At 66.9% G+C, this 22,740-nt stretch carries 23 protein-coding genes and 1 riboswitch; of the genes, 8 read left to right on the top strand and 15 right to left on the bottom strand.

Annotated features, from left to right (window positions below; all coding sequences use genetic code 11):
* The first annotated feature begins 359 nt into the window (after window positions 1–359).
* A complete protein-coding gene (gene pyrF / locus F3H57_RS09245; RefSeq protein WP_223163027.1) occupies window positions 360–1,523 on the top strand; it encodes an orotidine-5'-phosphate decarboxylase in 1,164 nt (387 codons plus the stop codon).
* A 47-nt stretch (window positions 1,524–1,570) separates the two neighbouring features.
* Here the strand turns inward: pyrF and F3H57_RS09240 are convergent, their stop codons facing one another.
* The gene (locus tag F3H57_RS09240; RefSeq protein ID WP_149755619.1) at window positions 1,571–2,032 is read right to left on the bottom strand and encodes an Lrp/AsnC family transcriptional regulator; all 462 of its coding nucleotides are present in this window, start codon (window positions 2,030–2,032) and stop codon (window positions 1,571–1,573) included.
* A 214-nt stretch (window positions 2,033–2,246) separates the two neighbouring features.
* Here F3H57_RS09240 and F3H57_RS09235 point away from each other — a divergent pair, with 214 nt between their 5' ends.
* The gene (locus F3H57_RS09235; protein ID WP_149755618.1) at window positions 2,247–3,131 is read left to right on the top strand and encodes a DMT family transporter; all 885 of its coding nucleotides are present in this window, start codon (window positions 2,247–2,249) and stop codon (window positions 3,129–3,131) included.
* 44 nt (window positions 3,132–3,175) lie between these two features.
* Here the strand turns inward: F3H57_RS09235 and F3H57_RS09230 are convergent, their stop codons facing one another.
* The gene (locus tag F3H57_RS09230) at window positions 3,176–4,069 is read right to left on the bottom strand and encodes a LysR substrate-binding domain-containing protein (RefSeq protein WP_149755617.1); all 894 of its coding nucleotides are present in this window, start codon (window positions 4,067–4,069) and stop codon (window positions 3,176–3,178) included.
* A 171-nt stretch (window positions 4,070–4,240) separates the two neighbouring features.
* On the opposite strand from F3H57_RS09230, the gene F3H57_RS09225 reads away from it, so the two are divergent.
* The 6 genes from F3H57_RS09225 (at window position 4,241) to F3H57_RS09195 (ending at window position 11,036) form a co-directional block, all read left to right on the top strand.
* A complete protein-coding gene (locus F3H57_RS09225) occupies window positions 4,241–5,086 on the top strand; it encodes a DMT family transporter (RefSeq protein ID WP_223163026.1) in 846 nt (281 codons plus the stop codon).
* Window positions 5,087–5,184: 98 nt separating this feature from the next.
* A riboswitch (TPP riboswitch) is annotated at window positions 5,185–5,301 on the top strand.
* Window positions 5,302–5,400: 99 nt separating this feature from the next.
* Window positions 5,401–7,203, top strand: coding sequence for a phosphomethylpyrimidine synthase ThiC (thiC, locus tag F3H57_RS09220; RefSeq protein WP_149755615.1), 1,803 nt, complete (start codon window positions 5,401–5,403; stop codon window positions 7,201–7,203).
* A gap of 864 nt (window positions 7,204–8,067) precedes the next feature.
* The gene (locus F3H57_RS09210) at window positions 8,068–8,358 is read left to right on the top strand and encodes a ribbon-helix-helix domain-containing protein (protein ID WP_149755614.1); all 291 of its coding nucleotides are present in this window, start codon (window positions 8,068–8,070) and stop codon (window positions 8,356–8,358) included.
* A gap of 97 nt (window positions 8,359–8,455) precedes the next feature.
* Window positions 8,456–8,851, top strand: coding sequence for a VOC family protein (locus F3H57_RS09205; RefSeq protein WP_149755613.1), 396 nt, complete (start codon window positions 8,456–8,458; stop codon window positions 8,849–8,851).
* A 74-nt stretch (window positions 8,852–8,925) separates the two neighbouring features.
* A complete protein-coding gene (locus F3H57_RS09200) occupies window positions 8,926–9,450 on the top strand; it encodes a Twin-arginine translocation pathway signal (RefSeq protein ID WP_149755612.1) in 525 nt (174 codons plus the stop codon).
* Window positions 9,451–9,467: 17 nt separating this feature from the next.
* Window positions 9,468–11,036, top strand: a complete 1,569-nt coding sequence (locus tag F3H57_RS09195) for a GMC family oxidoreductase (protein WP_149755611.1) — start codon at window positions 9,468–9,470, stop codon at window positions 11,034–11,036.
* Window positions 11,037–11,492: 456 nt separating this feature from the next.
* Here the strand turns inward: F3H57_RS09195 and F3H57_RS09190 are convergent, their stop codons facing one another.
* The 13 genes from F3H57_RS09190 to F3H57_RS09130 all read right to left on the bottom strand — a co-directional run bounded on the left by F3H57_RS09190 (window position 11,493) and on the right by F3H57_RS09130 (window position 22,740).
* Window positions 11,493–12,776 (bottom strand): TRAP transporter large permease, encoded by a 1,284-nt coding sequence (locus F3H57_RS09190; protein WP_223163025.1) that lies wholly within the window; start codon window positions 12,774–12,776, stop codon window positions 11,493–11,495.
* Window positions 12,773–13,285 (bottom strand): TRAP transporter small permease, encoded by a 513-nt coding sequence (locus F3H57_RS09185; protein ID WP_149755610.1) that lies wholly within the window; start codon window positions 13,283–13,285, stop codon window positions 12,773–12,775. The genes F3H57_RS09190 and F3H57_RS09185 overlap by 4 nt, the downstream gene beginning before the upstream one ends.
* Window positions 13,282–14,082: a maleate cis-trans isomerase family protein gene (locus F3H57_RS09180; RefSeq protein WP_149755609.1), complete on the bottom strand. Its 801-nt coding sequence runs from the start codon at window positions 14,080–14,082 to the stop codon at window positions 13,282–13,284. Before F3H57_RS09180 ends, F3H57_RS09185 begins: the two co-directional genes overlap by 4 nt.
* Window positions 14,079–15,047, bottom strand: a complete 969-nt coding sequence (locus tag F3H57_RS09175) for a TRAP transporter substrate-binding protein (protein WP_149755608.1) — start codon at window positions 15,045–15,047, stop codon at window positions 14,079–14,081. Before F3H57_RS09175 ends, F3H57_RS09180 begins: the two co-directional genes overlap by 4 nt.
* Window positions 15,048–15,346: 299 nt before the next feature.
* Window positions 15,347–15,586: a hypothetical protein gene (locus tag F3H57_RS09170; RefSeq protein WP_149755607.1), complete on the bottom strand. Its 240-nt coding sequence runs from the start codon at window positions 15,584–15,586 to the stop codon at window positions 15,347–15,349.
* 191 nt (window positions 15,587–15,777) lie between these two features.
* On the bottom strand, window positions 15,778–16,956 hold the full coding sequence (argE, locus tag F3H57_RS09165) for an acetylornithine deacetylase (RefSeq protein ID WP_149755606.1): 1,179 nt from the start codon (window positions 16,954–16,956) through the stop codon (window positions 15,778–15,780).
* A gap of 17 nt (window positions 16,957–16,973) precedes the next feature.
* Entirely contained in the window at window positions 16,974–17,900 is a 927-nt protein-coding gene (locus F3H57_RS09160) for a LysR family transcriptional regulator (RefSeq protein ID WP_149755605.1), read from the bottom strand.
* A gap of 61 nt (window positions 17,901–17,961) precedes the next feature.
* Window positions 17,962–18,636 (bottom strand): DUF1028 domain-containing protein, encoded by a 675-nt coding sequence (locus tag F3H57_RS09155; protein ID WP_149755604.1) that lies wholly within the window; start codon window positions 18,634–18,636, stop codon window positions 17,962–17,964.
* 64 nt (window positions 18,637–18,700) lie between these two features.
* Window positions 18,701–19,117 (bottom strand): RidA family protein, encoded by a 417-nt coding sequence (locus F3H57_RS09150; RefSeq protein ID WP_149755603.1) that lies wholly within the window; start codon window positions 19,115–19,117, stop codon window positions 18,701–18,703.
* Between the two features lie 87 nt (window positions 19,118–19,204).
* Window positions 19,205–19,816: a glutathione S-transferase family protein gene (locus F3H57_RS09145; protein ID WP_149755602.1), complete on the bottom strand. Its 612-nt coding sequence runs from the start codon at window positions 19,814–19,816 to the stop codon at window positions 19,205–19,207.
* Window positions 19,813–20,814: an NAD(P)H-quinone oxidoreductase gene (locus F3H57_RS09140; protein WP_149755601.1), complete on the bottom strand. Its 1,002-nt coding sequence runs from the start codon at window positions 20,812–20,814 to the stop codon at window positions 19,813–19,815. Before F3H57_RS09140 ends, F3H57_RS09145 begins: the two co-directional genes overlap by 4 nt.
* Window positions 20,811–21,941, bottom strand: coding sequence for an ABC transporter ATP-binding protein (locus F3H57_RS09135; RefSeq protein ID WP_149755600.1), 1,131 nt, complete (start codon window positions 21,939–21,941; stop codon window positions 20,811–20,813). Before F3H57_RS09135 ends, F3H57_RS09140 begins: the two co-directional genes overlap by 4 nt.
* Window positions 21,931–22,740, bottom strand: a complete 810-nt coding sequence (locus F3H57_RS09130) for an ABC transporter permease (RefSeq protein WP_149755599.1) — start codon at window positions 22,738–22,740, stop codon at window positions 21,931–21,933. The genes F3H57_RS09135 and F3H57_RS09130 overlap by 11 nt, the downstream gene beginning before the upstream one ends.

The raw sequence follows: 22,740 nt of genomic DNA, 5'->3' as shown, positions 1-22,740 counted from the left end.
GCTCCCTGTGTGTCGTTGACGCACGGGCACGTTAAACGCCGGAAATGACACGGCAATGCGCGTATTGCGCAGGGAGGCGGCGCCGGTCCGGTGAGTTGTCCGCCCTGACTTGCCGGGATGCTCATTCCGATCAGAGACTTGCGGCCCGACGCTGGCCCATCGCGTGAAGTCGCTTGCCCCGGGCGGGACATATCCGTTCACCCGAACGTGATGCCGGCACGCGTCGCCGTTTTCTCCTGCCACTTGCGTCGGGCGCCGCGCTCCGCCGCGCGGACACGGCGTTGCCTGCCGGGCCGGCGTGGCTTAGGGCAGGTGTCGCCGGACGGGCCGGGGCCGGTGGAGAACGGGGACGACAGCGCATGTTCGACAGGATGATCGACACTCTCGCGGCGGGAGATCAGGCCGCGCTCGACCGTCTGGTGCGGATGGCGCCGGGCCTCGCCGCGGGCGATCCGGACCGGGCGGCTGCCTACCTCGCCCTCGGCGCGGCGGCACGGGAGGCCGGTGCCGTCCACCCGGCGCCGGGGCCCGAGATTCTGGCGCTGTTCGAAACCGGCTGCCGGCGACTCGATGCCGCCTGGCAGAGCGGGGATGCCGCCGAAGCGCTGCGCGCGCTCAACGCGGTGGTGTACGATCTTGCGCGGCTGGAGCCGCCGGCGCGCGAGGCCGCCGCGCCCGCGACGTTTGCAGAGCGGTTCGCCGATCTCGCGGCGCGGCGCTCGGGCTTCTGCATGGGAATGGACCCCTCGCCGCAGGTGTTGCGGGACTGGGGCCTGCCGGTGAGCGTGGCCGGTCTGGCCGACTTCGTGTCAATCGCGCTCGAGGCGGCGGAGGGCAGCGTCGCGGTGGTCAAGCCGCAGGTGGCCTTCTTCGAGGCATTCGGCCCGGCCGGCATGGCAGAACTCGGACGACTGATCTCGGGCGCACGGGCGCGCGGTCTCCTTGTCATCGCCGACGCCAAGCGCGGCGATATCGGCACCTCCAGCGCCGCCTATGCGCGGGCCTGGCTCGGTCCGGGCGGGTTCGACGCGGATGCGGTCACGCTCAACACCTATCTGGGTCTGGGCGCGCTCGGGCCGGTGTTCGAGCGCGCCCAGGAGGTCGGCGGCGGTACCTTCGTGGTGGTGCGCTCCTCCAATCCCGAGGGTTCGGCGCTTCAATCGGCGGATATGGGCGGGCTGCCGCTGGCCGACCGTGTGGCGGACGCGATGCGCGAGCGGAACGCGCAGCTTGCTCCGGGCGGGGTCGGTCCGGTCGGCGCGGTAATCGGCGCCACGCTCGGCGCCGAAGCGGCCCGAACCGTACAGCGCTTGCCCAACGCGCTCTTCCTGGTGCCGGGCCTCGGCCAGCAGGGTGCGACCATGGACGATCTCGCGAAGCTCTTCGGCGCCGCCGGACCGCGCGTGGTGCCGACCTCTTCGCGCGCCGTGCTGGCAGCGGGACCGCGTGTGGCCGCGCTGAAGGCCCGGCTGGCCGAGGAGACCGCCGCGGCGATGCCGCTGCAGGAGGCAGCGGCGGCCTAGATGGCCGTGTCCGCGCCACCCCGGGCATCTGCCAGGCGCCGCTTGTCCTAGAGAGGAAGCTGCGTGGTGTATTTCAGTTCGTCGAGCAGGACGGAACTCTGGATCTCCTGAACCCCGGGCAGCAAGACGATCTGGTCCCGCAGCAGCGTGTGAAAATGATCCATGTCCCGCACGACGACGCGCACGTTGAAATCGTAGTCGCCCAGCATGAGCTGCACCACCTGCACCTCGGGAATGCGCAGCACGGCCCGCTGGAACTGGTCGAAGGATTTTCGGCCGTGGGAGGTCAGCTTGATACGCACAAGGACGATGGCGTTGAAGCCGAGTTTCTTGCGATCGAGGATCACCGTCTTTCCGAGAATGATCCGGGTCTCCGTAAGCCGGGAGACGCGCCGCGAGCAGGGGGACTGTGACAGACCGATCCGTTCGGCGATTTCCGTGACCGAGAGCGTTCCGTCCGACTGCATGACCCGCAGAATGCGGCGGTCCACGTCGTCGATGTCGTGCATGAGATCCCCCCTTGATCGGCATTTTCTCGCTGTCTTTTGCTGATTTCAGGCGATTTTCCAGCAAGAAAGCAAGAAGAAGACCGTGATCTCTGCATAACATAGACGCAGGGAGGTAGCTTCGATCTGTTGCGGCTGCCGGCGCATGCGGTGGCAACGCGAGGCCGGCGCGCCCATCCAGGTGGCGGCGGACTAGGACCGCAGGGGGACGACGAGAATGAACACCGCAGCCTCCGGCGCAGTCGGGCCTCATACGCAGGGCATCTTGCTGATGTGCTTCGGGGTGGCGTGTCTGAGCGCCAATGATGCGATCGCGAAGACGCTGACCGCCGGGTATTCCCCGCTTCAGATCCTGTTCCTTCGCAACCTGATCGCGCTGCCCGTCACCATCGCCATCACATTGGTCATGGGCGGTCCATCGGCCCTGCGCTCGCACCGGCCGCTTGCCCATCTGCTGCGCGGTGCGCTCTGGGTCGTGGCCGCGATGATGTTCTTCACCAGCTTCATCTATCTCGGGTTGGCCGAGGCCACCGCGCTGATCTTCGGCGCCCCGTTCTTCATCACCCTGATTTCCGGGCTCTTCCTGGGGGAGGAGGTCGGTTGGCGGCGCTGGCTGGCGGTACTGGCGGGGTTTGTCGGGGTGCTCGTGGTCATCCGGCCGGGCGGAGCGGCGTTTCAGCCAGTCTCGCTGCTGCCGGTCGCGACGGCGCTTGTCTACGCCCTGCTGATGCTCAGCGCCCGTTGGGTGGATCGCCGCGAGAGCGTTTGGACCCTGCTTGTCTACCTTACCGGGGCCGGGGCGTTGCTGAGTGCGCTGGTCGTGCCCTTCGTCTGGGTTCCGGTCCGCGCCGGCGACCTCTGGCTGTTCGCCGGAATCGCCTTGTTCGGCACCGCCGGCATGACGATGATGACACAGGCCTTCCGCATCGCTCCGGCGGTGGTGGTGGCGCCTTTGGATTACACGGCCCTTCTTTGGGCCACGCTCTTCGGATGGCTGATCTGGCGCGACAGCCCCGACGCGATGACCGTCGTCGGCGCGGCGATCATCATCGCCAGCGGCGTGTTCACGATCCTTCGCGAGCACCGGCAGGCCGGGGCCTGAATCCCCCTGGCGGCTGTCGGGGACCTGTGCCGGGAAGCGATACGTCAGGCCAGTTCCGCCTTCAGCCATGCGATGAGGCTGTCCACGGCGGCATGGCTGCCGCGCCGGGAGCCTCGAAAGACCGAGATTTCGCTCGGCCTGTCGACCGACAGATTGCACGCGGCTCGCAGCTTGCCGTCCTCGATCAGTCCGGCGACCGTTCTGTTCCAGCCAAGTGCGACGCCTTGTCCGGCGACCGCGGCTTGCAGGACGAGCGGATAGCTGTCGAACGACACCTTCCGCAGCCGGGAGGTGTGGGGGAGCCCGGCCGTTGCGAGCCAGTCCGGCCAGTCGAACCAGTCCTGCGGCGTGACGCGGTGCGACAGGAGCGGCAGCTCGAGAAGCGACGCAGGGGCAAGCGGACCGGGGTGATCGGCCAGCAGTGACGGGGCGCAGACCGGAAAGATCGAATCCGCCGCCGTGAAGAGCAGCCGCGCCGCACCCGAGGCACGGCCCGTGGTCTGCAGAGCGACATCGAAGGGTTCGGTGGCTTGCGTGAGCGGCGCTATCGCGCTGACGAGCTGAAGCTGCACGTCAGGGTGGCGGGCATGGAAGCGGGACAGGCGCGGCATCAGCCAGTAGAACGCCTCGCAAAGCTGGCAGCGCAGCACGACGGTGCCCGGCGCGCGGCTGCCCCGCAGGCTGGCGACTTCGGACCGGATGGCCGCGAGCGCGTCACCGACGACCCGCCCCAGCCGCCGACCTTCGTCGGTCAGGAACACGGCGCGGTTCCGGCGCTCGAAGAGGCGGAGGCCCAGCTCTGCCTCGAGTTGTCCGATCTGGCGGCTGACGGCGGTCTGCGTCAGTCCCAGTTCATCGGCGGCGCGGGTGAAGCTCTCCAGCCGGGCGGCGGCCTCGAACGGGCGTAGCCGGGTGAGCTGGACATCATCGTTTTGCATGCGCTGAACTCATGTATTTCTCCACGATTATCATTTTATGCAGGCAGTTTCGAGTGATCACATGCGCTCATGACATCAATTCGTTCGTTCTGGCGGCATCCTCCTGCGCAGATTTCGGGGATCGGCGCAATCACCGCCGGGGTCCTGCTGCTGTCGTTGTCCGATGCGCTGGTGAAGCTGAACAACGGGGCGCTGTCGCTGGGGCAGGTTCTCACAGTCCGGTCCGCAGTGGCCGTCCTGTGCCTCGGCGCCGTCCTTCGCTTGTGCTCTCGGGCGGGCAGGGGGAGGGGCGTCAATGGCTGGGTGTGGCTGCGCAGCTTTTGCCTGGCCCTGATGTGGGGCTGCTATTACGCCGGATTGCCCGGGCTGCCCTTCTCCATCGCGGCGGCCTGCTACTACACCGCGCCGATGTGGATGGCGCTGCTGTCGTCGACGCTGCTCGGGACACGCATTGGCGCGCGCGGGGGGCTTGCGATCCTGCTGGGTCTTGCCGGCGTCTTGACGATCCTGCGGCCGGGAATGGACGACGTGTCGCCGCTTGTCGGTCTGCCATTGTTGGCGGGCTTTCTCTATGCCCTTGCGGCCGTCATCACGCAGGGCCGCTGCCGCGATGTGCCGGCGATTGCGATGGCGCTGAACCTCAACCTCGTGCTCGTGCTGGCGGGTTTCGGTCTCCTGGCCGCACTGTCGTGGCTTGGCGGCCATGACGACGCAGGTTTCCTGCTGTCGGTCTGGCCGAAACTGGCGGCGTCGGGCTGGGCGTTGCTGATCGGTCTGGGCGTTTTGCTCGCCGTCATCACTGCGCTTGTCGCCAGCGCGTACCAGTCGGCGCCGGCGCCGGTGATCGGGCTTTTCGACAACGGATATCTTGTGTTCGCGTTGCTCTGGAGCGGCGCGATCTTCGGCGCCCGGCCCGGTCCGGTCGACATCGTGGGTATCGCGCTGATCGGCGGCGGAGCGCTCCTGGCCTCCATCGCCTCCACCAACTCCCATCCGGGCCGAATGGAAGCGGCTTGATCGTGTTGCCGTGCAAGGAGCGGTCGCCGCATTCGTCCGCGGCCGACTTTACCGCCTTGGGGATATTGACAAGCCCCGACGTTGCCGCGCAGTCTGGCTTCACTCACCCGGGGGGTCCCGACAAGGGGCTGAGATACTGCTGGCGCATGCAGCGCAGTGACCCGACGAACCTGATCCAGTTCACACTGGCGTAGGGATGGTGCACCGACTGCATGGGCCTGGGGCCCGATATGCCACGGGCGTGTCGCGTTCGGTATTCTCCATTCAGCGCGGAACTGGGTCTCCAACGCTTCGAGCTGTGGAGGCTCCGACCGATGAAAGACCTCACTCCGGCCGTCACCACGGGCCCGCTGCCCGCCTCTCGCCGCGTCTGGCACAAGGGCCTGCTGCACCCCGAGATCCGCGTGCCGATGCGCGAGATCGACCTCCATCCCACGGCGGGCGAGCCGCCCGTCACCGTCTACGACAGTTCCGGCCCCTATACGGATCCGGCGGCCGAGGTCGCCATCGACCGCGGCCTGCCGCGGCTGCGCGCGGACTGGATCGCGGCGCGCGCCGACACCGAGTCCTATGACGGGCGTGACCCGAAGCCAGAGGACAACGGCTTTGCCGAAGGCACGAGGCTGACGCCCGGATTCCCGGTGCGCAACAGGCCGCGCCGCGCCACGGAAGGCCGCGCGGTCACGCAGATGGCCTATGCCCGCGCGGGGATCGTCACGCCCGAGATGGAGTTCGTTGCCATCCGCGAGAACCTCGGCCGGGCGGCCGCGAAGGAGGCGCTCTCGCGGGGCGGCGAGGGCTTCGGCGCCGAGATCCCTGATTTCATCACGCCGGATTTCGTGCGTGATGAAGTGGCGAGGGGGCGCGCGATCATCCCCTCCAACATCAACCACCCCGAGGCCGAACCCATGGCGATCGGGCGCAACTTCCTCGTCAAGATCAATGCCAATATCGGCAATTCGGCGGTGACCTCCTCGATGGCGGAAGAGGTCCAAAAGATGGTCTGGGCCACCCGTTGGGGCGCCGACACCGTCATGGACCTGTCGACGGGGCGCAACATCCACAACATACGCGACTGGATCATCCGCAACAGCCCGGTGCCGATCGGGACCGTGCCGCTCTATCAGGCGCTCGAGAAGGTCGGCGGCGTCGCCGAGGATCTGAGCTGGGAGGTCTTCCGCGACACGCTGATCGAACAGGCCGAGCAGGGGGTGGATTATTTCACCATCCACGCGGGGGTGCGGCTGCACATGATCCCGATGACCGTGGACCGGGTCACGGGGATCGTGTCGCGGGGCGGCTCGATCATGGCCAAGTGGTGCCTGCACCATCACCGCGAGAGCTTCCTCTACGAGCATTTCGACGAGATATGCGACATCGCGCGCGCCTATGACGTCTCCTTCTCGCTCGGGGACGGGCTGCGGCCGGGCTCCATCGCGGATGCCAACGACGCGGCCCAGTTTGCGGAGTTGGAAACCCTCGGAGAGCTGACGCAGATCGCCTGGGCGAAGGATTGCCAGGTGATGATCGAAGGGCCGGGCCACGTGCCGATGCACAAGATCAAGGAGAACATGGACAAGCAGCTCCGCGATTGCGGCCAGGCCCCGTTCTACACGCTGGGGCCGCTGACCACGGACATCGCGCCGGGCTACGATCATATCACCTCCGGCATCGGGGCGGCGATGATCGGCTGGTTCGGGACGGCGATGCTCTGCTACGTGACGCCCAAGGAGCACCTGGGCCTGCCGGACCGGGACGACGTGAAGACCGGCGTGATCACCTACAAGATCGCGGCGCATGCGGCGGACCTGGCCAAGGGACATCCGGCGGCGCAGATCCGCGACGACGCGCTGTCGCGGGCGCGCTTCGAGTTCCGGTGGGAGGATCAGTTCAACCTCTCGCTCGACCCTGAAACCGCGCGGTCGATGCACGACGAGACCCTGCCGAAAGAGGCCCACAAGGTTGCGCATTTCTGCTCCATGTGCGGTCCGAAGTTCTGCTCGATGCGGATCAGCCACGACATCCGTGCCGAGGCGCAGAAGGACGGTCTCGCGCGCATGGCCGAGAAGTTCCGGGAGCGCGGCGATCTCTATATCGCGCTGGACGACAAGCCGTAGCCAAGGGGCGCACGCCGGCCCGGGTGCCCGGGCCGGTCCGACGCTTGCCTGAGGGGCGGATGTCGGAGTCTCGCTTACGCGCGCACCAGATCCCGGTGCCGTGCCGTGCCGGGGCGGGGCGGCGGCTCACCCCCGCGGTGACAACGGAACATGCGAACACGCCAGACACGGAGATGGCCTCGATATCGGCCCGGAGCCCCGAGCCGCGCGAAGGGTCCGTGCCGGCGATGGTCGGGAGGTTGGCGAGGATTTCGGCACCTCGGATCTCAGGGCGGGGGATCCGCCCGCCACCTGCGCCGCAAGGAAGTCCAGCGCGAGGTTGGCGTTCTCGAGCCTGTCCGGGCCTGTCCTCCGGACCTCGGCGGATCGGAGAGGACCCGCTGAGACGGCGCGTTCCGTCGGGAACTCGTGGAACGGCGCGCCCTGCGGAACCTGCCTCGTGCATCAGCACGAAAGCCGCCGCAAATGCGGCGATCCTGCCCACCAACCGGTCTGTCCCGCACTTCGCTGCATGCGCTCCGGTCCCGCCATGCGGCGAAACGCCGTGTTCGCCTGCCAGGTCTGCGACGTTCGGCGCAGCGCTAGCGCGCCGAGTTCGCCTCTGCGCGTGGCGCCGTCTTCTGACGAATTGCTTCGCAGTTTCGTCGGGCCGTATTGTGGCTGACGCCGAGACCGGCTGCGATCTCGCGCCTCGCCATGCTGTGGGCGCCGCCGTCGTCAAGACCGTCGGGCCGGCTTTCGACAGTCAGACGCACGAGACCGGCGGGGCTGGTAGCAATTGACCATTCGTTACTGTCGTGGAAGCTTCTTGGAAGAAGATTGGTATCTGCTTGCTTGGGCAATGCAGACGATGGGGGGTCTACCATGTGTCAAGTCTTCGCGGGACAAGATCCCGTACGCTACGCCTCGACCACACGGCGGCTCCGTCTCAACGGGCAGAGCACGAGCATCAGGCTCGAAAACGCGTTCTGGGATACGCTCGACGAGATCGCCGCCGGTGAAGGTGTCTCCACGCCCTGCTTTCTGTCGACGCTGCATGCCGAAGTTCTGGAACTGCGCGGAGAGCCCGAGAACTTCACCTCGCTTCTGCGCACGACCTGCCTGATTCATCTCGGTCAGTCGTCGGCCTCCGGCCTCGCCGTCGCGGCGGAGTGACATACGACCAAAGGCGCGCTCGTGTAGTATCCGTCTACTACCCCTGACCGGGGCCGGTTTGCCTATCCTGTGAGCCTATCACGCCACAGGAGGAAGCATGGCGAAGGCCATACACAGCATGATCCGGGTACTCGACGAGGAGCGCTCCGTCGCATTCTACCGGAAGGCTTTCGGTCTGGAGGTCGCGGACCGGCTCGACTTCGACGATTTCACGCTCGTCTACATGTCGAACGCGGAATCGGACTTCGAGGTCGAGTTCACGGTCAACAAGGACCGGACCGAGCCCTACGACCTCGGCGACGGCTACGGCCATCTGGCCGTGTCGGTCGAGGATCTCGACGCCGAGCATGCGCGCTTCGAGCGCGAGGGGCTGGCACCGCGCAAACTCGTGGAATTCGCCCCGGGCGGCACGCTGGTCGGCCGTTTCTTCTTCGTCGCGGACCCCGACGGCTACCAGATCGAAGTGCTGGAGCGAAGCGGACGCTTCAAATGACGTGAGGACGTCCCGGCCCGAACGCGGAAGAGGAGCCGCGGGGCCGAACATCACCCAAGGGAGGAGAGCCCAACATGATCGAGACACGGTCTCTGAAAACGCTGACGCGTCGCCAGCTTCTGTCGCGCGGTGTCGCGGCCGGTGCCGGGCTCGTCGTCGGTTCCGGCTTCGTCGCCGGCCACGATGGGGCGTGGGCGACGGAAATGGACGCGATGAAGCCCGAGAGCTTCGCCACCCTCGTCCGGATGGCGCGCGACATCTATCCCCACGACAGGATCGGGGATCAGTACTACGCGGCCGCGATGAAGGGCTACGACGTCCCCGAAGAGGTCGATTTTGCACAAGACGGCATCGAGGTGCTTGAGGAGACATCGCGTGCCGCGGGGTTCGACAGCTATCTGAACGTCGGCTGGGAGGCCGACCGCGTCGCCATCCTGCGCGGCATTCAGGAGACCGAGTTCTTCCAGCGCGTGCGCGGCGGGCTCGTCACCGGCCTCTACAACCAGAAAGAGGTGTGGCCGATCTTCGGCTATCAGGGCGAGTCGTATTCAAAGGGCGGCTACATGCACCGCGGCTTCGACGACATCACGTGGATCTGAGGCGGGAGGAGACTGACATGGTTGCACCGTTCGAACTCACCGACGACAACGTGGTCGTCATCATCGGCACGGGCGCGGGCGGTGGCGTCCTGGCCAACGAGCTCGCGCAGAAGGGCGTGAGCGTCGTCGCGCTCGAGGCGGGCGGACGCTACCTGCCCGACGATTACGTCAACGACGAGTGGGCCAGTTTTGGTCAGCTCGCCTGGACCGACACCCGCACCACCTCCGGCGACTGGCGCGTGGCCAAGGATTTCTCGAACCTCCCGGCGTGGATCGTGAAGGCGGTTGGCGGCACAACCACCCACTGGGCGGGCGCGTCGCTCCGCTTTCAACCGCACGAATGGAAAGCCCGCTCGAGCTATGGCGAGGTGGAGGGCGCGAACCTTCTGGACTGGCCGATCGACGCAGACGAGATGGCGCCGTTCTATACGCGTGCCGAGGACAAGCTTGGCGTGACGCGCACCAACGGCATCCCCGGCCTACCCGGCAACAACAACTTCAAGGTGTTCGAAGCCGGCGCGAAGAAGATCGGCTACAAGGAGGTCCACACCGGCCGGATGGCGATCAACAGCCAGGAGCGCGCCGGACGGATGGCCTGCCAGCAGACCGGGTTCTGTTTCCAGGGCTGCAAGTGGGGCGCCAAGTGGTCGGCGGCGTACACGGACATTCCAGCCGGCGAGGCCACGGGCTACCTCGAAGTCCGTGAAAAGGCTCACGTCGCACGGATCCTGCACGACGCCAGCGGCAAGGTGACCGGTGTCGAGTACTTCGACGAAGCCGGGGAGTTGCAGATGCAGCGCGCGCGCGTCGTCTGCGTGGCCGGCAATTCTTTCGAAAGCCCGCGCCTGCTGCTCAACTCGCATTCCTCCATGTTCCCCGACGGCCTCGCCAACAGCTCCGGGATGGTCGGCAGGAACTACATGCGGCACCTGACCGGGTCGGTCTACGGAATCTTCGAGAAGCCCGTGCACATGTATCGCGGCACGACCATGGCCGGCATCGTGCAGGACGAGGCGCGGCACGATCCGTCGCGCGGTTTCGTCGGTGGCTACGAACTCGAGACGCTGTCGCTTGGTCTGCCATTCATGGCCGCGTTCCTTGATCCGGGCGCATGGGGCCGCGAGTTCACCACGGCGCTCGACAGCTACGAGAACATGGCTGGGATGTGGATCGTGGGCGAGGACATGCCGCAGGAAAGCAACCGCGTTACGCTCTCGGATGCCGAGGATCGGTTCGGTCTCAAGGTCGCGAACGTGAATTACAGCGACCACCCGAACGACAAGGCGATGCGGGATCATGCCTACAGACAGGGCGCGGCGATCTACGATGCGGTCGGTGCGACGCGGACCCTGCCGACACCGCCCTATCCCTCTACGCACAACCTCGGAACAAACCGCATGTCGGAGCGGCCCGAAGACGGTGTCGTGAACCGCAACGGCCGGGCGCATGACGTGCCGAACCTCTATGTTTCGGACGGATCTCAGTTCACCACTGGCGCGGCCGAGAACCCAACGCTCACGATCGTTGCACTTGCGATACGTCAAGCCGAGCACATTGCGAGCGAGATGAACCAAGGGACGCTCTAGGCGGCTACGTGATCGACACCCCGCAGGTCTCTGCGGGGTGTCGATCTCTCGCGTCGGTTCTCGAAGCCGGCATTGCATGGTTTGGATAGGAGCTGTCTATCTGACCCCACCTTCCTCCATCATGAGGTCTGCTCTCCTTCAAGCGGCGGGTTTCACATCCGGTAGCCGCCAGGATCAGCAGTGCAAGCGGGGTGCGCTGCTGATCTGGCCGCACCCCGACATGATCCGGTTGGCGCCGTGCGAACGCAGGTCCGCAACAACGCCAACGCGCGCGGCGAATTCGTTTCTGCAACGGCTGGACGTCGGGAAATACGTCACGGCCCGGTCACCGATGCCACAGGGGCAGCGTTCAGATCTGGCTGCAGAAAACGTTCCTTCCATTTGGCAACCCGGCGGCGCCGTGGTTCGCTCCCGGCTCGAAACACTCGACGAATGGTCTGCAACACGGTGCCGCCATCACCGTTGCAACAGCCCCGGAAGCCAGAGCGAGATTGAAGGCACGAGGACCAGGAGCAGCAGGAACCCAATCAGCGTCGCGAGGAAGGGCATGTTGGCCTTGGTGACGGCAACCACCTCCTCCTGCCCGATGCGCGCGGCGACAAGCAGCGCCAGGGCAACGGGTGGCGTCACCTGGCCAATCGCCACGGTCACCACCATCAGAACCCCGAAATGTACAAGGTCCACGTCCAGCGCCATCAACGACGGAAGCAGAACGGGCATGATCATCGGGATCAGCGGGTCGAGGATCATCCCAGCGATCAGGGCCAGGAGCAGCAGGGCCAGAACCTGAAGGAAGACGGCCTCGAACGGGAACAGGACAGTCATTAGATCGGCCAGCGCCACCGGCACGCGGGCCTGGGACAACGCCCACCCGAGGGCGGTCGAAAGCCCGACCACCATCAGCACCTCACCGGTCAGGATCGCGGCATCGACGGCGACCCGGTAGAGGCCCTTGAGGTCAAGGCTGCGGTACACCGCCATCGACAGGAAGAGGGCGTAGGCGACCGCGAACGCGCCTGCTTCGGAGGGTGTGAAGAGACCGAAAACCAGCCCGCCGAGGATCAGTGCCGGCATCCCCATCGGCAGGACCGCCGCGCGGCCCGTCCGCAGAAGCTCGCCCCAGGTGAAGCCTTGCGCCGGTTTCCAGCCGTGCTTGCGCGCGAGGATCGCGACGGTGCCCATGAGTACAAGCGCCATCAGCAGGCCGGGCACTGCACCGGCAAGAAACAATGCGCCGAGGGAGGTGCCGGTCACCGCCGAATAGAGGATCATCGGCGATGACGGGGGGACCAGCACGCCGACCCCCGAGGTCGTCGCCGTCAGAGCCGCGGCGAAGGGTCCAGGGTAGCCCGCGGCTTTCATCTTGGGGATCACCACCGACCCGCTGCCAGCAAGATCGGCGACCGAGGTGCCGATCATCCCGCCGAACATGAGGCTCACCCCCACGTTCACATGCGCAAGGCCACCCCGCATCCAGCCGAGGAGCGCGCCCGCAAAGGCAAACAGCCGGTCGGCGATACCGCCCGCGTTCATGATACCGCCTGCCAGGATGAAAAGCGGCAGCGTGACGAGAATGGCGTCGGACAGACCGGTCAGCGTCTGTTGCGGCATTGCCAGCATCCAGCCGCCGGAGAAGGTGAGGAAGAACATCACCGAACTGGCCAGCGCCACGATGATCGGAAAGCCCGCGAGCGCCAGAACGCACAGCGTCGCGATGGTCCAGAGGGCCAGTCCCATCATGGCCGGACCGCCCGAAGGGCAGCGCGTATGGCCCGCCAGATCAGGACCAGCGCTATCCCCGCCATCGAGACCATGAGCGCCGAGATGCCCAGGCCCTTGGGGAGCCGCAGGATCGGTGAAACATCTCCGCCGAAGAGGCCGAGGTAGCCCCGGATCTGCCAGGCGAAGAAGCCGAGCGCCGCGGCCCCGACAATGCCGCAGGCCCCCTCCAGACAGCGCCGCCCGGCCGGCGGCAGTCGCAGGACCAGCACGTCGCAGGTAATCAGCGTGCCGCGCATCGCCCCCAGCAGCAGGCCGACGGACGCGATCCAGATCATCACCGAGATCACCGCCTCTTCGGTCCAGGGCAGTGGCGAGCTGAAGAGATAGCGGCCAAGCGCATTGGCCAGCACAAGCAGCGTGATGATTGCCATCAACCCTGCCGCCAGCACCTCGAGCGCGTGGCTCAGGACCGGCGGTAGCGGCGCCCGGCCGGTCGTGCCGGAGAAAAAGCGCTTGGCCCCGATCATGCCCCGACCCCCGGCAGACCGCAGCGGAAGAGCCGTCCGTAGTCAGGACAGTCGTCCTCGACCCCCGCGAGTCTCAGGGCGTGCCAGAAGGACGCCTGAACCGCGCTCACCACCGGTTTTCCCAGCTCTTCTTCAAGTGCGCCGATCACGGCGGCAGAGCGGAAATTGGTGCAGCTGATGAAGACCGCCTCGGCGTCCGGGTGATCCATCGCGCAGACCATGTCGAAAATCTTCTCTAGCGGCACCTCGGCCAGCGCCTGGTCCTCGTCGATGCGGAGATTGTCGGAGGCGAGCACCTCGTGCCCATTCTCGCCCAACCACCGGATCGCCCGTTCGTGGACCGCGTCCACGTAGGGCGTGGCCAGGACCACGGGCCCGACGTCCAATGCCTTCAGCGCTGCGAGAGAGCCGGTCGAGGCCGTGTTCACGGCGATGCCCGGTGCCCAGTTCTTCAGTTTGGCGGTCAGGGCTTCGTCGTAGGCGGTGCCGTGCAGGAACGATCCCGACGTGCCGCCGAAGCAGAGCACGTCGATCGGGGCAGAGGCGAGAAGGCGCGCCGCCTCTTCGAGCTGCGGCGCATCCATCATCGCCTGGATGCCCTCGACGTTCACCTTGGGCAGCTTGATGCGCGTCGTGTGGACCGACACCCCGCGCGGGGCCATCGCCCACATCTCGTTTTCCATGACGACCGACGAGGCCATGAAGATCAGGCCGATACGGGCCCGCTCGCCATAGCCGTCATAGGCGAAAGCGGGAGCCTTGCGGCCCCCGTTCTGTGCGATGTCGTTGGTATTCATTCGAGGCTGCTCTCGACCTGGCTCAGGAAATCCTCGCCGACGATCTCGGCAAAGTCAGCGCGAAGCGGGGCCGCGGCCTCCTTGAAGGCGGCGATATCGGGGGTGTTCACCTCCATCCCGGCTTCCTCGAATTCAGCGACGAGGGACGCATCGCTCTCGTCCGAAAGCGTTCGGGTCGCCTCGGCGCCGGCTTGCGCGGCGGCCATCACCGTCTCCTGTTCCTCGGCGCTCAGCTCATCCCAGGTCGAGCCCGACATGGCGAGCGTAATCGGCGTGTAGACGTGATTGGTCAGGGAGACGTAGTCCTGCACCTCGTCGAAAGAGAATTCCTTGACCACCGACAACGGGTTTTCCTGCCCGTCGATCACGCCCTGTCGCAGGGCGACGTAGACCTCTCCCAGCGCCATCGGCGTCGGGGCCGCGCCGAGCGCCTCGAAGGCCATGATCCGGGTCTGTGATCCGGGGGTGCGCAGCTTCAGCCCCTCGAGGTCCTCGGGCGTGTTGATCGGGCGGACGGAGTTGCTGATCGCCCGGAAGCCGAGCTCGCCGAAGGCCAGCACCTGCAAATCGTTGGTCTCGCGCAGGGAGGTGGCAAGCATCTCGCCCAGCTCTCCGTCGAGCGCCTCTCGGGCAACGGTCTTGTCGTCGAACAGGAACGGCAGGTCGAAGACGGCGAACTTGCTGTCGAGTTCGACCACGTCGGACCCGATAGGCACCACGTCCACCTGTCCGGCGCGGAGCAGCTCGGTCAGCGCGGCCTCGTCGCCGAGCGCACCGCTCTCGTAGTAATCCGGTGTGAAACCGCCGGCAGCTTCGATCTCGTCTCGAAATGTCGAGAGCATGACGTTCAGGGGATCGCCAGGCGGAGTTTCGACCGCCATTCTCAGATCGGTCTGAGCAATGGCCGATGGTGCGGCGAAGGCAGTCACGGCCGCCGCGAGGGCCAGTGGCAAGTATCTATTCATCTCTTGTCTCCTGTTGGGACACGATTTTCTCTGGTCCAATTCGTAGGACACTTTTTCGATCGGTTTCTCGGGAAAGCGAGCCCTGGGATATTGCTGCGCAGCCTTGCACCGATCACGCTGCAATGCTCGCTACTGCCAAAAAAACCAACAACTCAAATATTCCTTTGCATGACATAGATTTTCCCTTGGGTGAGCCTTATCATTCTGAATCTGTTGAATTTTAATGTTGGGTTTGCGGAGTGTGAAATTGCACCAGAACCGTCGCGCCCAAGAATTGCGCAAGCGTGCCGGACCTCTGATCACCGCGTCGCTGGGTCCGCGTCTGGACAACCTTCGCTGCGCAAGGAATGTCGTGGCGCGTCTATGCGAAGAGCCGTCTTGTCCACGGTCTTTTCCTTGCGAATCTGTTCGGTGCGCCGGGTGAAGTCCGCGGATCGAGCAATCAGTTTTGCGCGCGGAATGTTCGAGGTTTCCCAGTCGAGTACCCTGATCCACCGATCGGCCGGTATGTCGTCTTTCTTCGGCTTCGCACGCTCCATGCGCCGGCCTTCTCGACAGGTCGGAGCGGCGTGAACCTCGCGGCGGCGCAGAAGGGGTCAGGCGATCCGCGCAACCTTGTTGGCGAGCGCTACAGCGACCACCCGACGCAGCTGGGCCACGGTGGGGCAGGGGGCCGACACTTATTCAGTTCCATGTCGGGTTACCTGGCCCACCGCAGCACCGCTGGCTGTCACGGTGCCAGCATCGGCTCCGTGCCCTCTTCGAGTAGACCGACGATGCGGTCGAGAAACGCGTCGCACTCCGCCAGCTGCGCCTCGGTAACGAACTCGTCGGGCTTGTGGCCCTGAACCATGTGGCCCGGCCCGCACACCAGCGTCGGACATCCGAGCGCATCGCGGAAGAGGCCGCCCTCGGTCCCGAACGCAACCTTGATCGGCGCGGCGTCGCCCTCGAGCAGCTTCGTCAGAAGCCCTACGGAACCCGCCTCCTTGGGTGTGTCGAGTCCAGGATATCCCGAGACATCTTCGATCTCGATCCGGGCCTCGGGGAAGCGGTTCCGGTGCGGCGCGGCCACCGCTTCGGCGTCCCCGGCTATATCGGCGATCATCGCGTCGGGGTCGTCGGCCGCGAGATGCCGTATCTCCAACTCGATCGCGCAGCTCTCGGGTACGATGTTGAGCGCTTTGCCACCCTGCATCAGGCCCACATGGATCGTCGAGTAGGGCACGTCGTAGGCCGTATCGCGGGCGCCGGAGGATGCGAGCCGCTCCTGACGCGCGCGAAGCCGGGTGATGAAATCGGCGCCCAGATGCAGTGCGTTCAGCGCCTCGGGCGCCAGCGCGGAATGGCCGCTCTGCCCGCGACAGCAGGCCCGCAGCGCGCGCTTTCCCTTGTGTCCGGTGGCGATACGCATACCGGTCGGTTCTCCGATCAGGCACAGCGCCGGACGCTCGGGGCGCCCCCCGAGCGCGTCGAGCATGCCGCGCACGCCGAGACAGCCAATCTCTTCGTCGTACGAGATCGCGAGGTGCAGGGGCAGCGCCAGCGTGCGCTCGGCCGCGCCCAGCATGGCGTGGATGGCCACGGCCAGAAAGCCCTTCATGTCCGCGGTGCCGCGACCGTAAAGTCGGCCGTCGGCGCGGTGCAGCGCGAAGGGGTCGGTGCGCCACTCCTGGCCTGTCACGGGGACCACGTCGCTGTGCCCCGACAACACTATGCCGCCCGAGCCTGCGGGTCCGAGGCTGGCCCAGAGGTTGGCGCGGGTGCCATCCTCGCTCTCGAACCGCTCGAGCCGAGCGCCCGCCGGGGCGAGCAGGCCCTCGACGTAGTCCAGCAGCGCGAGGTTCGACTGGCGCGAGACGGTGGGAAACGCGACGAGGCGGGCGAGGATGTCGTCGATCTCGGGCATCTTGAATAACCCTCCGGTCAGGACGAGATGCCGGGCAGCTTCCCGGCGTCGGCGGCCTCGTGACAATGGTCGATGAAGGCCTGGATAGTGCGTGAGACATGCGCCGCACGCGACATGGCGATGCCGAGCTGAAGCGGCGGCACCTCGCTGTCGAGCGGGATGAACTTGAGCGGCTTGCCGTCCATTGCCGAGTCGGCGACCGTCCGCATGTTCGAAATGCCGAAGCCGAAACCGTTGGCGACGAGGCTGCGCTGCACCGAAACCTCGGCCGTGCGCTCCGCGATGCGCGGTCGGCGGCCGAGCGCGCGGAACAGAGACAGAAAGTAATCCGAACTGTGCGGCAGGTCGAGCAGTACCATGTCGTGATCCACGAGGTCGGCCGCGCTCACCTCTCGCCGCGAGGCCAGCGGGTGAGCCACGTCGACCATGACATAGGGCGGCAGCGATCGCAGCGGCTGAAAATCGATGTCGCTGGGCAACGACAGGTCGTAGGTCAGCGCCACGTCGATCCGGGACGACCGCAGAGCCTCGAAGATTTGCGCCTGGTCCAGCTCCAATTGCCCGAAATCTACGTTTTCATACTGGTCCTCGAAGCTGCGGCGCAACTGCGGAACCATTACCTGCACGAAGGTCCGCATGCATCCGACGCGCAGCGAGCCGCGTACGCTGCCGGTGTAGATGTTGGCCATGTCGTTGAGCTTGTCGGCGGCCTCGATCACCAGGCGGGCCTGTTCGATGAACCGCTCGCCCGTGGGCGTGAGGACCGATCCCTGGGAATGGCGCCGCGTGAAGAGCTGCACGCCAAAACCCGCCTCGAGCTGCGCGATGGCCGAGGACATCGATGGCGCCGTGACGTTAACCTTGTCGGCGGCCAGCGCGATGCTGCCGGCCTCGCCCACGGCGATGAAGTACTCTAACTGTCGCAGGGTGAACCGAAGGGGCATGATCCGTGTACTTTCCGCTGGTGGTGCAGGCGGCGATGGTCCGCGCCGCCTGCATCCTACATCATTCGTCGCCCGGTACGCCGTAAGAAGGCGCCGCAGCGGGATCAAGCGCGCGCGAGACATACGCCTCGGCCTGCGGCGCGTAGACCTCCCAGGCGGTCTCGAGCGCCGCGATCGGACAGTTCTCGGTCCAGTCGATCCGCAGCTCGGCATAGGGCCAGCTTTCCTTGTCCACCAGCAGGAGCCCCGCCGAATGGACCGGCCCGGCCTCGCCGCCCGCATCGAGGCCCGCGCGCAGGGCGCCGACGAGCCGCGTGCCCAGATGCCCCGACGAGTTGGCGAAGTGCTGGACCATGACCTCGGGGACGCCCGCATCCGCCAGCAAGTTGCCAGCCGCCGCCGCGTCGCGGCCCTGCGCCTCGGACCACATGCCCAGCACTTGCGAGCCCGAATAGATCGCCGTCTGTCCCGAGGCGTCCACGGCAAGCACCTGCCGGTAGCTCATGTGCGCGCCGCGCCGCTCCAGGATCGACAGCGCCTCGTGCGGGCTCGCGCCGCGCTCCATGAGATCCAGGGCGTGCGGCCCGAGGCGCGGGTCGGTGACGTTCTGCGAGGCCACCGCACCGACGCCGGCGCGGGCGTAGGAACAGCGCGCCGCGACCGCCGGCGATGAAGAGGAAATCGCCACGCCGAACATGCCGGTCTCCGTACAGTGGCCGATGATGGAAAAGGTCATGTGAACTCCCGGAGCCTCGGGGCCCCTCCCTGTGTGGATGTCGAAATGCGGCCGCCGCCCGGGGTCAGTCCGGAATGACCGCCGTGGCGTCGATCTCCACCAGCCATTCGGGCCGGGCGAGCGCGACGACGACGAGCCCGGTGCAGACCGGGAAGACGCCTTTGATGTATTCGCCCATGGTCCGGTAGACGGCCTCGCGGTGGCGCACGTCGGTCAGGTAGACCACCAGCTTGGTGACGTGCTGCATCTCGCCGCCGCACTCCTCGACCAGCTGCTTGATGTTGCCCATCACCTTGTGGGTCTGCTCCACCGGGTCGTGGCTGTCGATGTTCTGCGCCGTGTCGAGGTCCTGCGGGCACTGGCCGCGCAGGAAGATCGTGGTGCCGCCCTTGGCAACCACCGCCTGCGACAGGTCGTTGTCGAGGTTCTGCTCGGGGTAGGTGTCGGAGGTGTTGAACTTGCGGTGACGAAGATGCGCCATCTGCTTGGCTGTCCTCTGTGCTGGGGTGTGAAACGGCCGAGGTGAGTGAGGGACGATCCCGGCCCGCGCAGGGGCCGGATCCGGGGATCAGGCGTAGGGGCGCGTGGCCGCCATGGCCGGGCGTGTGTCGAAGACGGCCTGCCAGTCGGCGAGCGCCGGGCGGTCGGTCTTCCAGTCGAGGTCCGGGAACCGGAACTCCAGCCAGCCGAGCGCGCAGGCCATCGAGATCGCCCCGATGTCGTGGCAGTCCGGGCCGGGCACATCGGCCGCCATGGCGTCCACCGCATCGAAGACCTTCTCGCGCTGCTTCTCCACCCAGAGCGGCCACTGGTGCGCCTCGGGGCGGATAAGCGTCTCGTACCGGATCAGGAGCGCCGCATCGAGGCATCCGTCCGCCAGTGCCTGCCGCCGGAGCGCGGTCCAGCGCACCGGGCCGGGGGCGGGAAAGAGGCCGCCGCCATGGGTGGCGTCGAGGTACTCGCAGATCACCCGGCTGTCGTAGAGCGGCGTTCCGTCGTCGGTCTCTGCCGCGGGCACCTTGGCCAGCGGGTTGAACGCCTTGATCCGCGCATCGCGCTCGACCGGATGGGCGGCGCTGTCGCGGAACTCGATATCGGCCTCGGCGCCCAGTTCGTGCACGACGGCCATGACCTTGCGGACGAACGGAGAGGCGGAGCCCCAGTAGAGCGTCAAGGTCATGCCGCCTCCTCGTTGCAGGTCAGGACGATCTTGCCGACGTTGCCGTCGCTTTCAAGAATCCGGTGCGCCTCGGCCGCCTGGCTCAGCGGCAGCGCCGCCGACATGACCGGCCGCACGCCGCCGGCGCCCAGCAGCGGCAGCAGGTGCGTGCGGACGTCCTCGGCGATGTCGGCTTTCTCCTCGTCGCTCTTGGGGCGCAGGGTGGAGGAGCTGAGCCACAGGCCCTTGCGCATGACCAGCCCGAGGTCCACCGGCGCCACCATGCCCTGCATGAAGGACAGGCCGATATGCCGCCCGCCGGGGGCCATGCAGGCAAGATGCCGGTTGACCGCCTCGCCGCCGAGGATGTCTAGCACGACGTCGACGCCCGCGCCGCCGGTCAGACGCAGGACCTCTTCGGTCAGGTCCGCCGTGCGGTAGTCGATGGCGGACGCGCCCAGGGCCTCGATCCGCGCGCATTTCTCCGGGCCGCCCGCGGTCGCGAAGACGTCGGCGCCCCAGGCGCAGGCCAGCTGGATCGCGAGCGTTCCGATGCCGCCGGCGCCGCCTTCGATCAGCACCCGCGACCCGGGGCGAAGCGCACCGCGGTCAAAGAGATTGTGCCAGATCGTGAAGAGGCCCTCGGGCAGCGCCGCGGCGTCCTGCAGGTCAATGCCTGCCGGCACGGAGAGGCATTGCGCGGCCTTGGCCACCGTGAAGCCGGCATAGCCGCCGCCCTTCACCAGCGCCATGACCTGCGCGCCGCCGAGCGCAGGATCGACCCCCTCGCCCATTGCGACGACCTCGCCCGCGACCTCGAGGCCGAAGATATCGGGCGCGTCCGGCGGGGCGGGCAGCGCGCCGGTGCGCTGCATCACGTCGGGGCGGTTCACCCCGGCCGCGGCGGTGCGGATCAGGACCTCGCCGGCACCCGGCGCGGGCAGCGGGCGCTCGACCAGCTCCAGCACGTCGGGACCGCCGGTGGCGGTGGCGATGACGGCTTGCATGACGGCGTTCATGCCGGTTCTCCTTCTTCCTCGCGGGCGTAGATCGCCGGACCGGTGCGGGGCAGCTCGATCCCGACGTCGGTGCCGGGTTTCGGCGCCGCACTCGCGGGGACGCGCAGCATGACGCGGCCTTCCTCGGCCTCGGCGCAATCGAGGTGCACCTCCGCGTGGCTGCCCTGGTAAACCGACAGCGCGACACGCGCGGTCACGGTCGCAGGCTGGCCCGCCTCCGTCAGGCGGCACTGTTCGGGGCGGACGAACAGGCTGACCGGGCCGGGGGCCGGCAGCGCGTCCTGGAAGGTCTGCACCTCGAACGGCGTCTTCCCGACGGTTATGCGCGCCGCCCCGCCCTCGCGCGACACGAGGGTCGCGGCGAAGAGGTTGGCGTCGCCCACGAAGGTCGACACGAACTGGTTCTGCGGGTGATCGTAGATTTCGGACGGCGTGCCGATCTGGCGGATGCGCCCCCGCGACATCACCGCGATGCGGTCCGACATGCTCAGCGCCTCGCTCTGGTCGTGGGTGACGAACACCGTCGTCAGGCCAAGGCGCGACTGGATCTCCTTCAGCTCGACCTGCATCGCGGTGCGAAGGTTCCGGTCGAGCGCCGAGAACGGCTCATCGAGCAGCAGAACGCGCGGCCGGATGACCAGCGCCCGCGCCAGCGCGACGCGCTGCTGCTGCCCGCCCGACAGCTGCCTGGGCCGGCGGTCCGCGAAGTCGGACAGCTTCACCAGCTCCAGCGTCTCGCGCACCCGCCGCTCGGCCTCGGCCTTGGCGACGCGGCGCGTCCGCAGCCCGTAGGCCACGTTCTGCGCCACGCTCATGTGCGGAAACAGCGCGTAGTTCTGGAACACGACCCCGATCTCGCGCTGGTGCGGTGGCACCTGCGTGACGAGGTCGCGGTCGATGAAGAGCTCGCCGTTATCCGCCTCCAGAAAGCCGGCCACGAGGTTCAGGAGCGTGGTCTTGCCGCAGCCCGAGGGCCCCAGCAGCGTGAGGAACTCGCCGCGGCGGATCTTCAGCCACACAGGCTCCAGCGCGACGGTCCCGGCAAAGGACTTGGTGACGCCGTCGATCTGGACGGCGGTTTCGGAGGCATCGTCCCGTGATGCGGGCGACGGGGTCTCACTCGACATTGAGCACCTTTTCGAGGCGGAAGAGTTTGTGGACGGCCAGCAGCGTCACCGCGACCACGACGACGTAGATCACCGACACCGCCGCCAGCGTCGGGTCGGCGTATTCGCGGACGTAGTTGTACATGGCGACCGGCAGCGTCTGGGTGCGCTGGTTCACCACGAAGAGCGAGGCGGTGAATTCGTTGAACGACAGGATCGCGGCAAAGAGCCCGCCCGAGATCAGCCCCGGCATCAGCAGCGGCAGCGTGATCGTCAGCAGCACGCGGCCCGGAGTCGCGCCGAGGCTCTCGGCCGCGTTCTCGTAGCCGCGCTCGAAGTTCTTGAGCGAGACGTAGACCGACCGCACCACGAAGGGCAGCACGATGATGACGTGCACCGCCACCACCAGCCACATCGTGCGCGGCAGCGACGCGGCCGCCGACAGGATCAGAAGGCCGAGGCCGATGGTGAAGTTGGGGATGATGAGCGGCGACATCAGCACGCCGTTCAGCAGTCCCTTGAGCGCGAAATCGTAGCGGTCGAGCACGTAGGCGAACCCCGCGCCCGCGACCAGGGCGATCAGCGCGCCGAACGCCGCGATCTTGAGAGAGTTCACCAGCCCCTCGGCAAAGTCGCGGTATTCGAAGGCGTTGGCGTACCAGCGCAGCGACAGGCTGTCGGGCGGAAAGGACAGGATCGCGCTTTCATTGAGCGACGCGATGGCGACGACGACGAAGGGCAGGAGCACGAAGCCCACGATCGCCGTGAGCACGATGCGCCCGGTCCAGTCCAGCACGTGGTCGAGAAGGCTCTTCTTCAT

Origin of the sequence: Roseivivax sediminis (assembly GCF_900112685.1) — a bacterium.
Lineage (GTDB): Bacteria > Pseudomonadota > Alphaproteobacteria > Rhodobacterales > Rhodobacteraceae > Roseivivax > Roseivivax sediminis.
This window is presented reverse-complemented; position numbering and strand designations above follow the sequence as displayed.

What these genes read in the sequence shown, in the direction of transcription:
- F3H57_RS09195 (WP_149755611.1), top strand. Translation starts at nt 9,468, where the DNA reads ATGGTTGCACCGTTCGAACTCACCGACGACAACGTGGTCGTCATCATC.
- F3H57_RS09175 (WP_149755608.1), bottom strand. Translation starts at nt 15,047, where the DNA reads ATGAATAGATACTTGCCACTGGCCCTCGCGGCGGCCGTGACTGCCTTC.
- F3H57_RS09170 (WP_149755607.1), bottom strand. Translation starts at nt 15,586, where the DNA reads ATGGAGCGTGCGAAGCCGAAGAAAGACGACATACCGGCCGATCGGTGG.
- F3H57_RS09145 (WP_149755602.1), bottom strand. Translation starts at nt 19,816, where the DNA reads ATGACCTTGACGCTCTACTGGGGCTCCGCCTCTCCGTTCGTCCGCAAG.
- F3H57_RS09140 (WP_149755601.1), bottom strand. Translation starts at nt 20,814, where the DNA reads ATGAACGCCGTCATGCAAGCCGTCATCGCCACCGCCACCGGCGGTCCC.
- F3H57_RS09150 (WP_149755603.1), bottom strand. Translation starts at nt 19,117, where the DNA reads ATGGCGCATCTTCGTCACCGCAAGTTCAACACCTCCGACACCTACCCC.
- argE (WP_149755606.1), bottom strand. Translation starts at nt 16,956, where the DNA reads ATGCCCGAGATCGACGACATCCTCGCCCGCCTCGTCGCGTTTCCCACC.
- pyrF (WP_223163027.1), top strand. Translation starts at nt 360, where the DNA reads ATGTTCGACAGGATGATCGACACTCTCGCGGCGGGAGATCAGGCCGCG.
- F3H57_RS09230 (WP_149755617.1), bottom strand. Translation starts at nt 4,069, where the DNA reads ATGCAAAACGATGATGTCCAGCTCACCCGGCTACGCCCGTTCGAGGCC.
- F3H57_RS09210 (WP_149755614.1), top strand. Translation starts at nt 8,068, where the DNA reads ATGTGTCAAGTCTTCGCGGGACAAGATCCCGTACGCTACGCCTCGACC.
- F3H57_RS09135 (WP_149755600.1), bottom strand. Translation starts at nt 21,941, where the DNA reads ATGTCGAGTGAGACCCCGTCGCCCGCATCACGGGACGATGCCTCCGAA.
- F3H57_RS09190 (WP_223163025.1), bottom strand. Translation starts at nt 12,776, where the DNA reads ATGATGGGACTGGCCCTCTGGACCATCGCGACGCTGTGCGTTCTGGCG.
- F3H57_RS09155 (WP_149755604.1), bottom strand. Translation starts at nt 18,636, where the DNA reads ATGACCTTTTCCATCATCGGCCACTGTACGGAGACCGGCATGTTCGGC.
- F3H57_RS09205 (WP_149755613.1), top strand. Translation starts at nt 8,456, where the DNA reads ATGGCGAAGGCCATACACAGCATGATCCGGGTACTCGACGAGGAGCGC.
- F3H57_RS09240 (WP_149755619.1), bottom strand. Translation starts at nt 2,032, where the DNA reads ATGCACGACATCGACGACGTGGACCGCCGCATTCTGCGGGTCATGCAG.
- F3H57_RS09200 (WP_149755612.1), top strand. Translation starts at nt 8,926, where the DNA reads ATGATCGAGACACGGTCTCTGAAAACGCTGACGCGTCGCCAGCTTCTG.
- F3H57_RS09160 (WP_149755605.1), bottom strand. Translation starts at nt 17,900, where the DNA reads ATGCCCCTTCGGTTCACCCTGCGACAGTTAGAGTACTTCATCGCCGTG.
- F3H57_RS09130 (WP_149755599.1), bottom strand. Translation starts at nt 22,740, where the DNA reads ATGAAGAAGAGCCTTCTCGACCACGTGCTGGACTGGACCGGGCGCATC.
- F3H57_RS09235 (WP_149755618.1), top strand. Translation starts at nt 2,247, where the DNA reads ATGAACACCGCAGCCTCCGGCGCAGTCGGGCCTCATACGCAGGGCATC.
- F3H57_RS09185 (WP_149755610.1), bottom strand. Translation starts at nt 13,285, where the DNA reads ATGATCGGGGCCAAGCGCTTTTTCTCCGGCACGACCGGCCGGGCGCCG.
- thiC (WP_149755615.1), top strand. Translation starts at nt 5,401, where the DNA reads ATGAAAGACCTCACTCCGGCCGTCACCACGGGCCCGCTGCCCGCCTCT.
- F3H57_RS09180 (WP_149755609.1), bottom strand. Translation starts at nt 14,082, where the DNA reads ATGAATACCAACGACATCGCACAGAACGGGGGCCGCAAGGCTCCCGCT.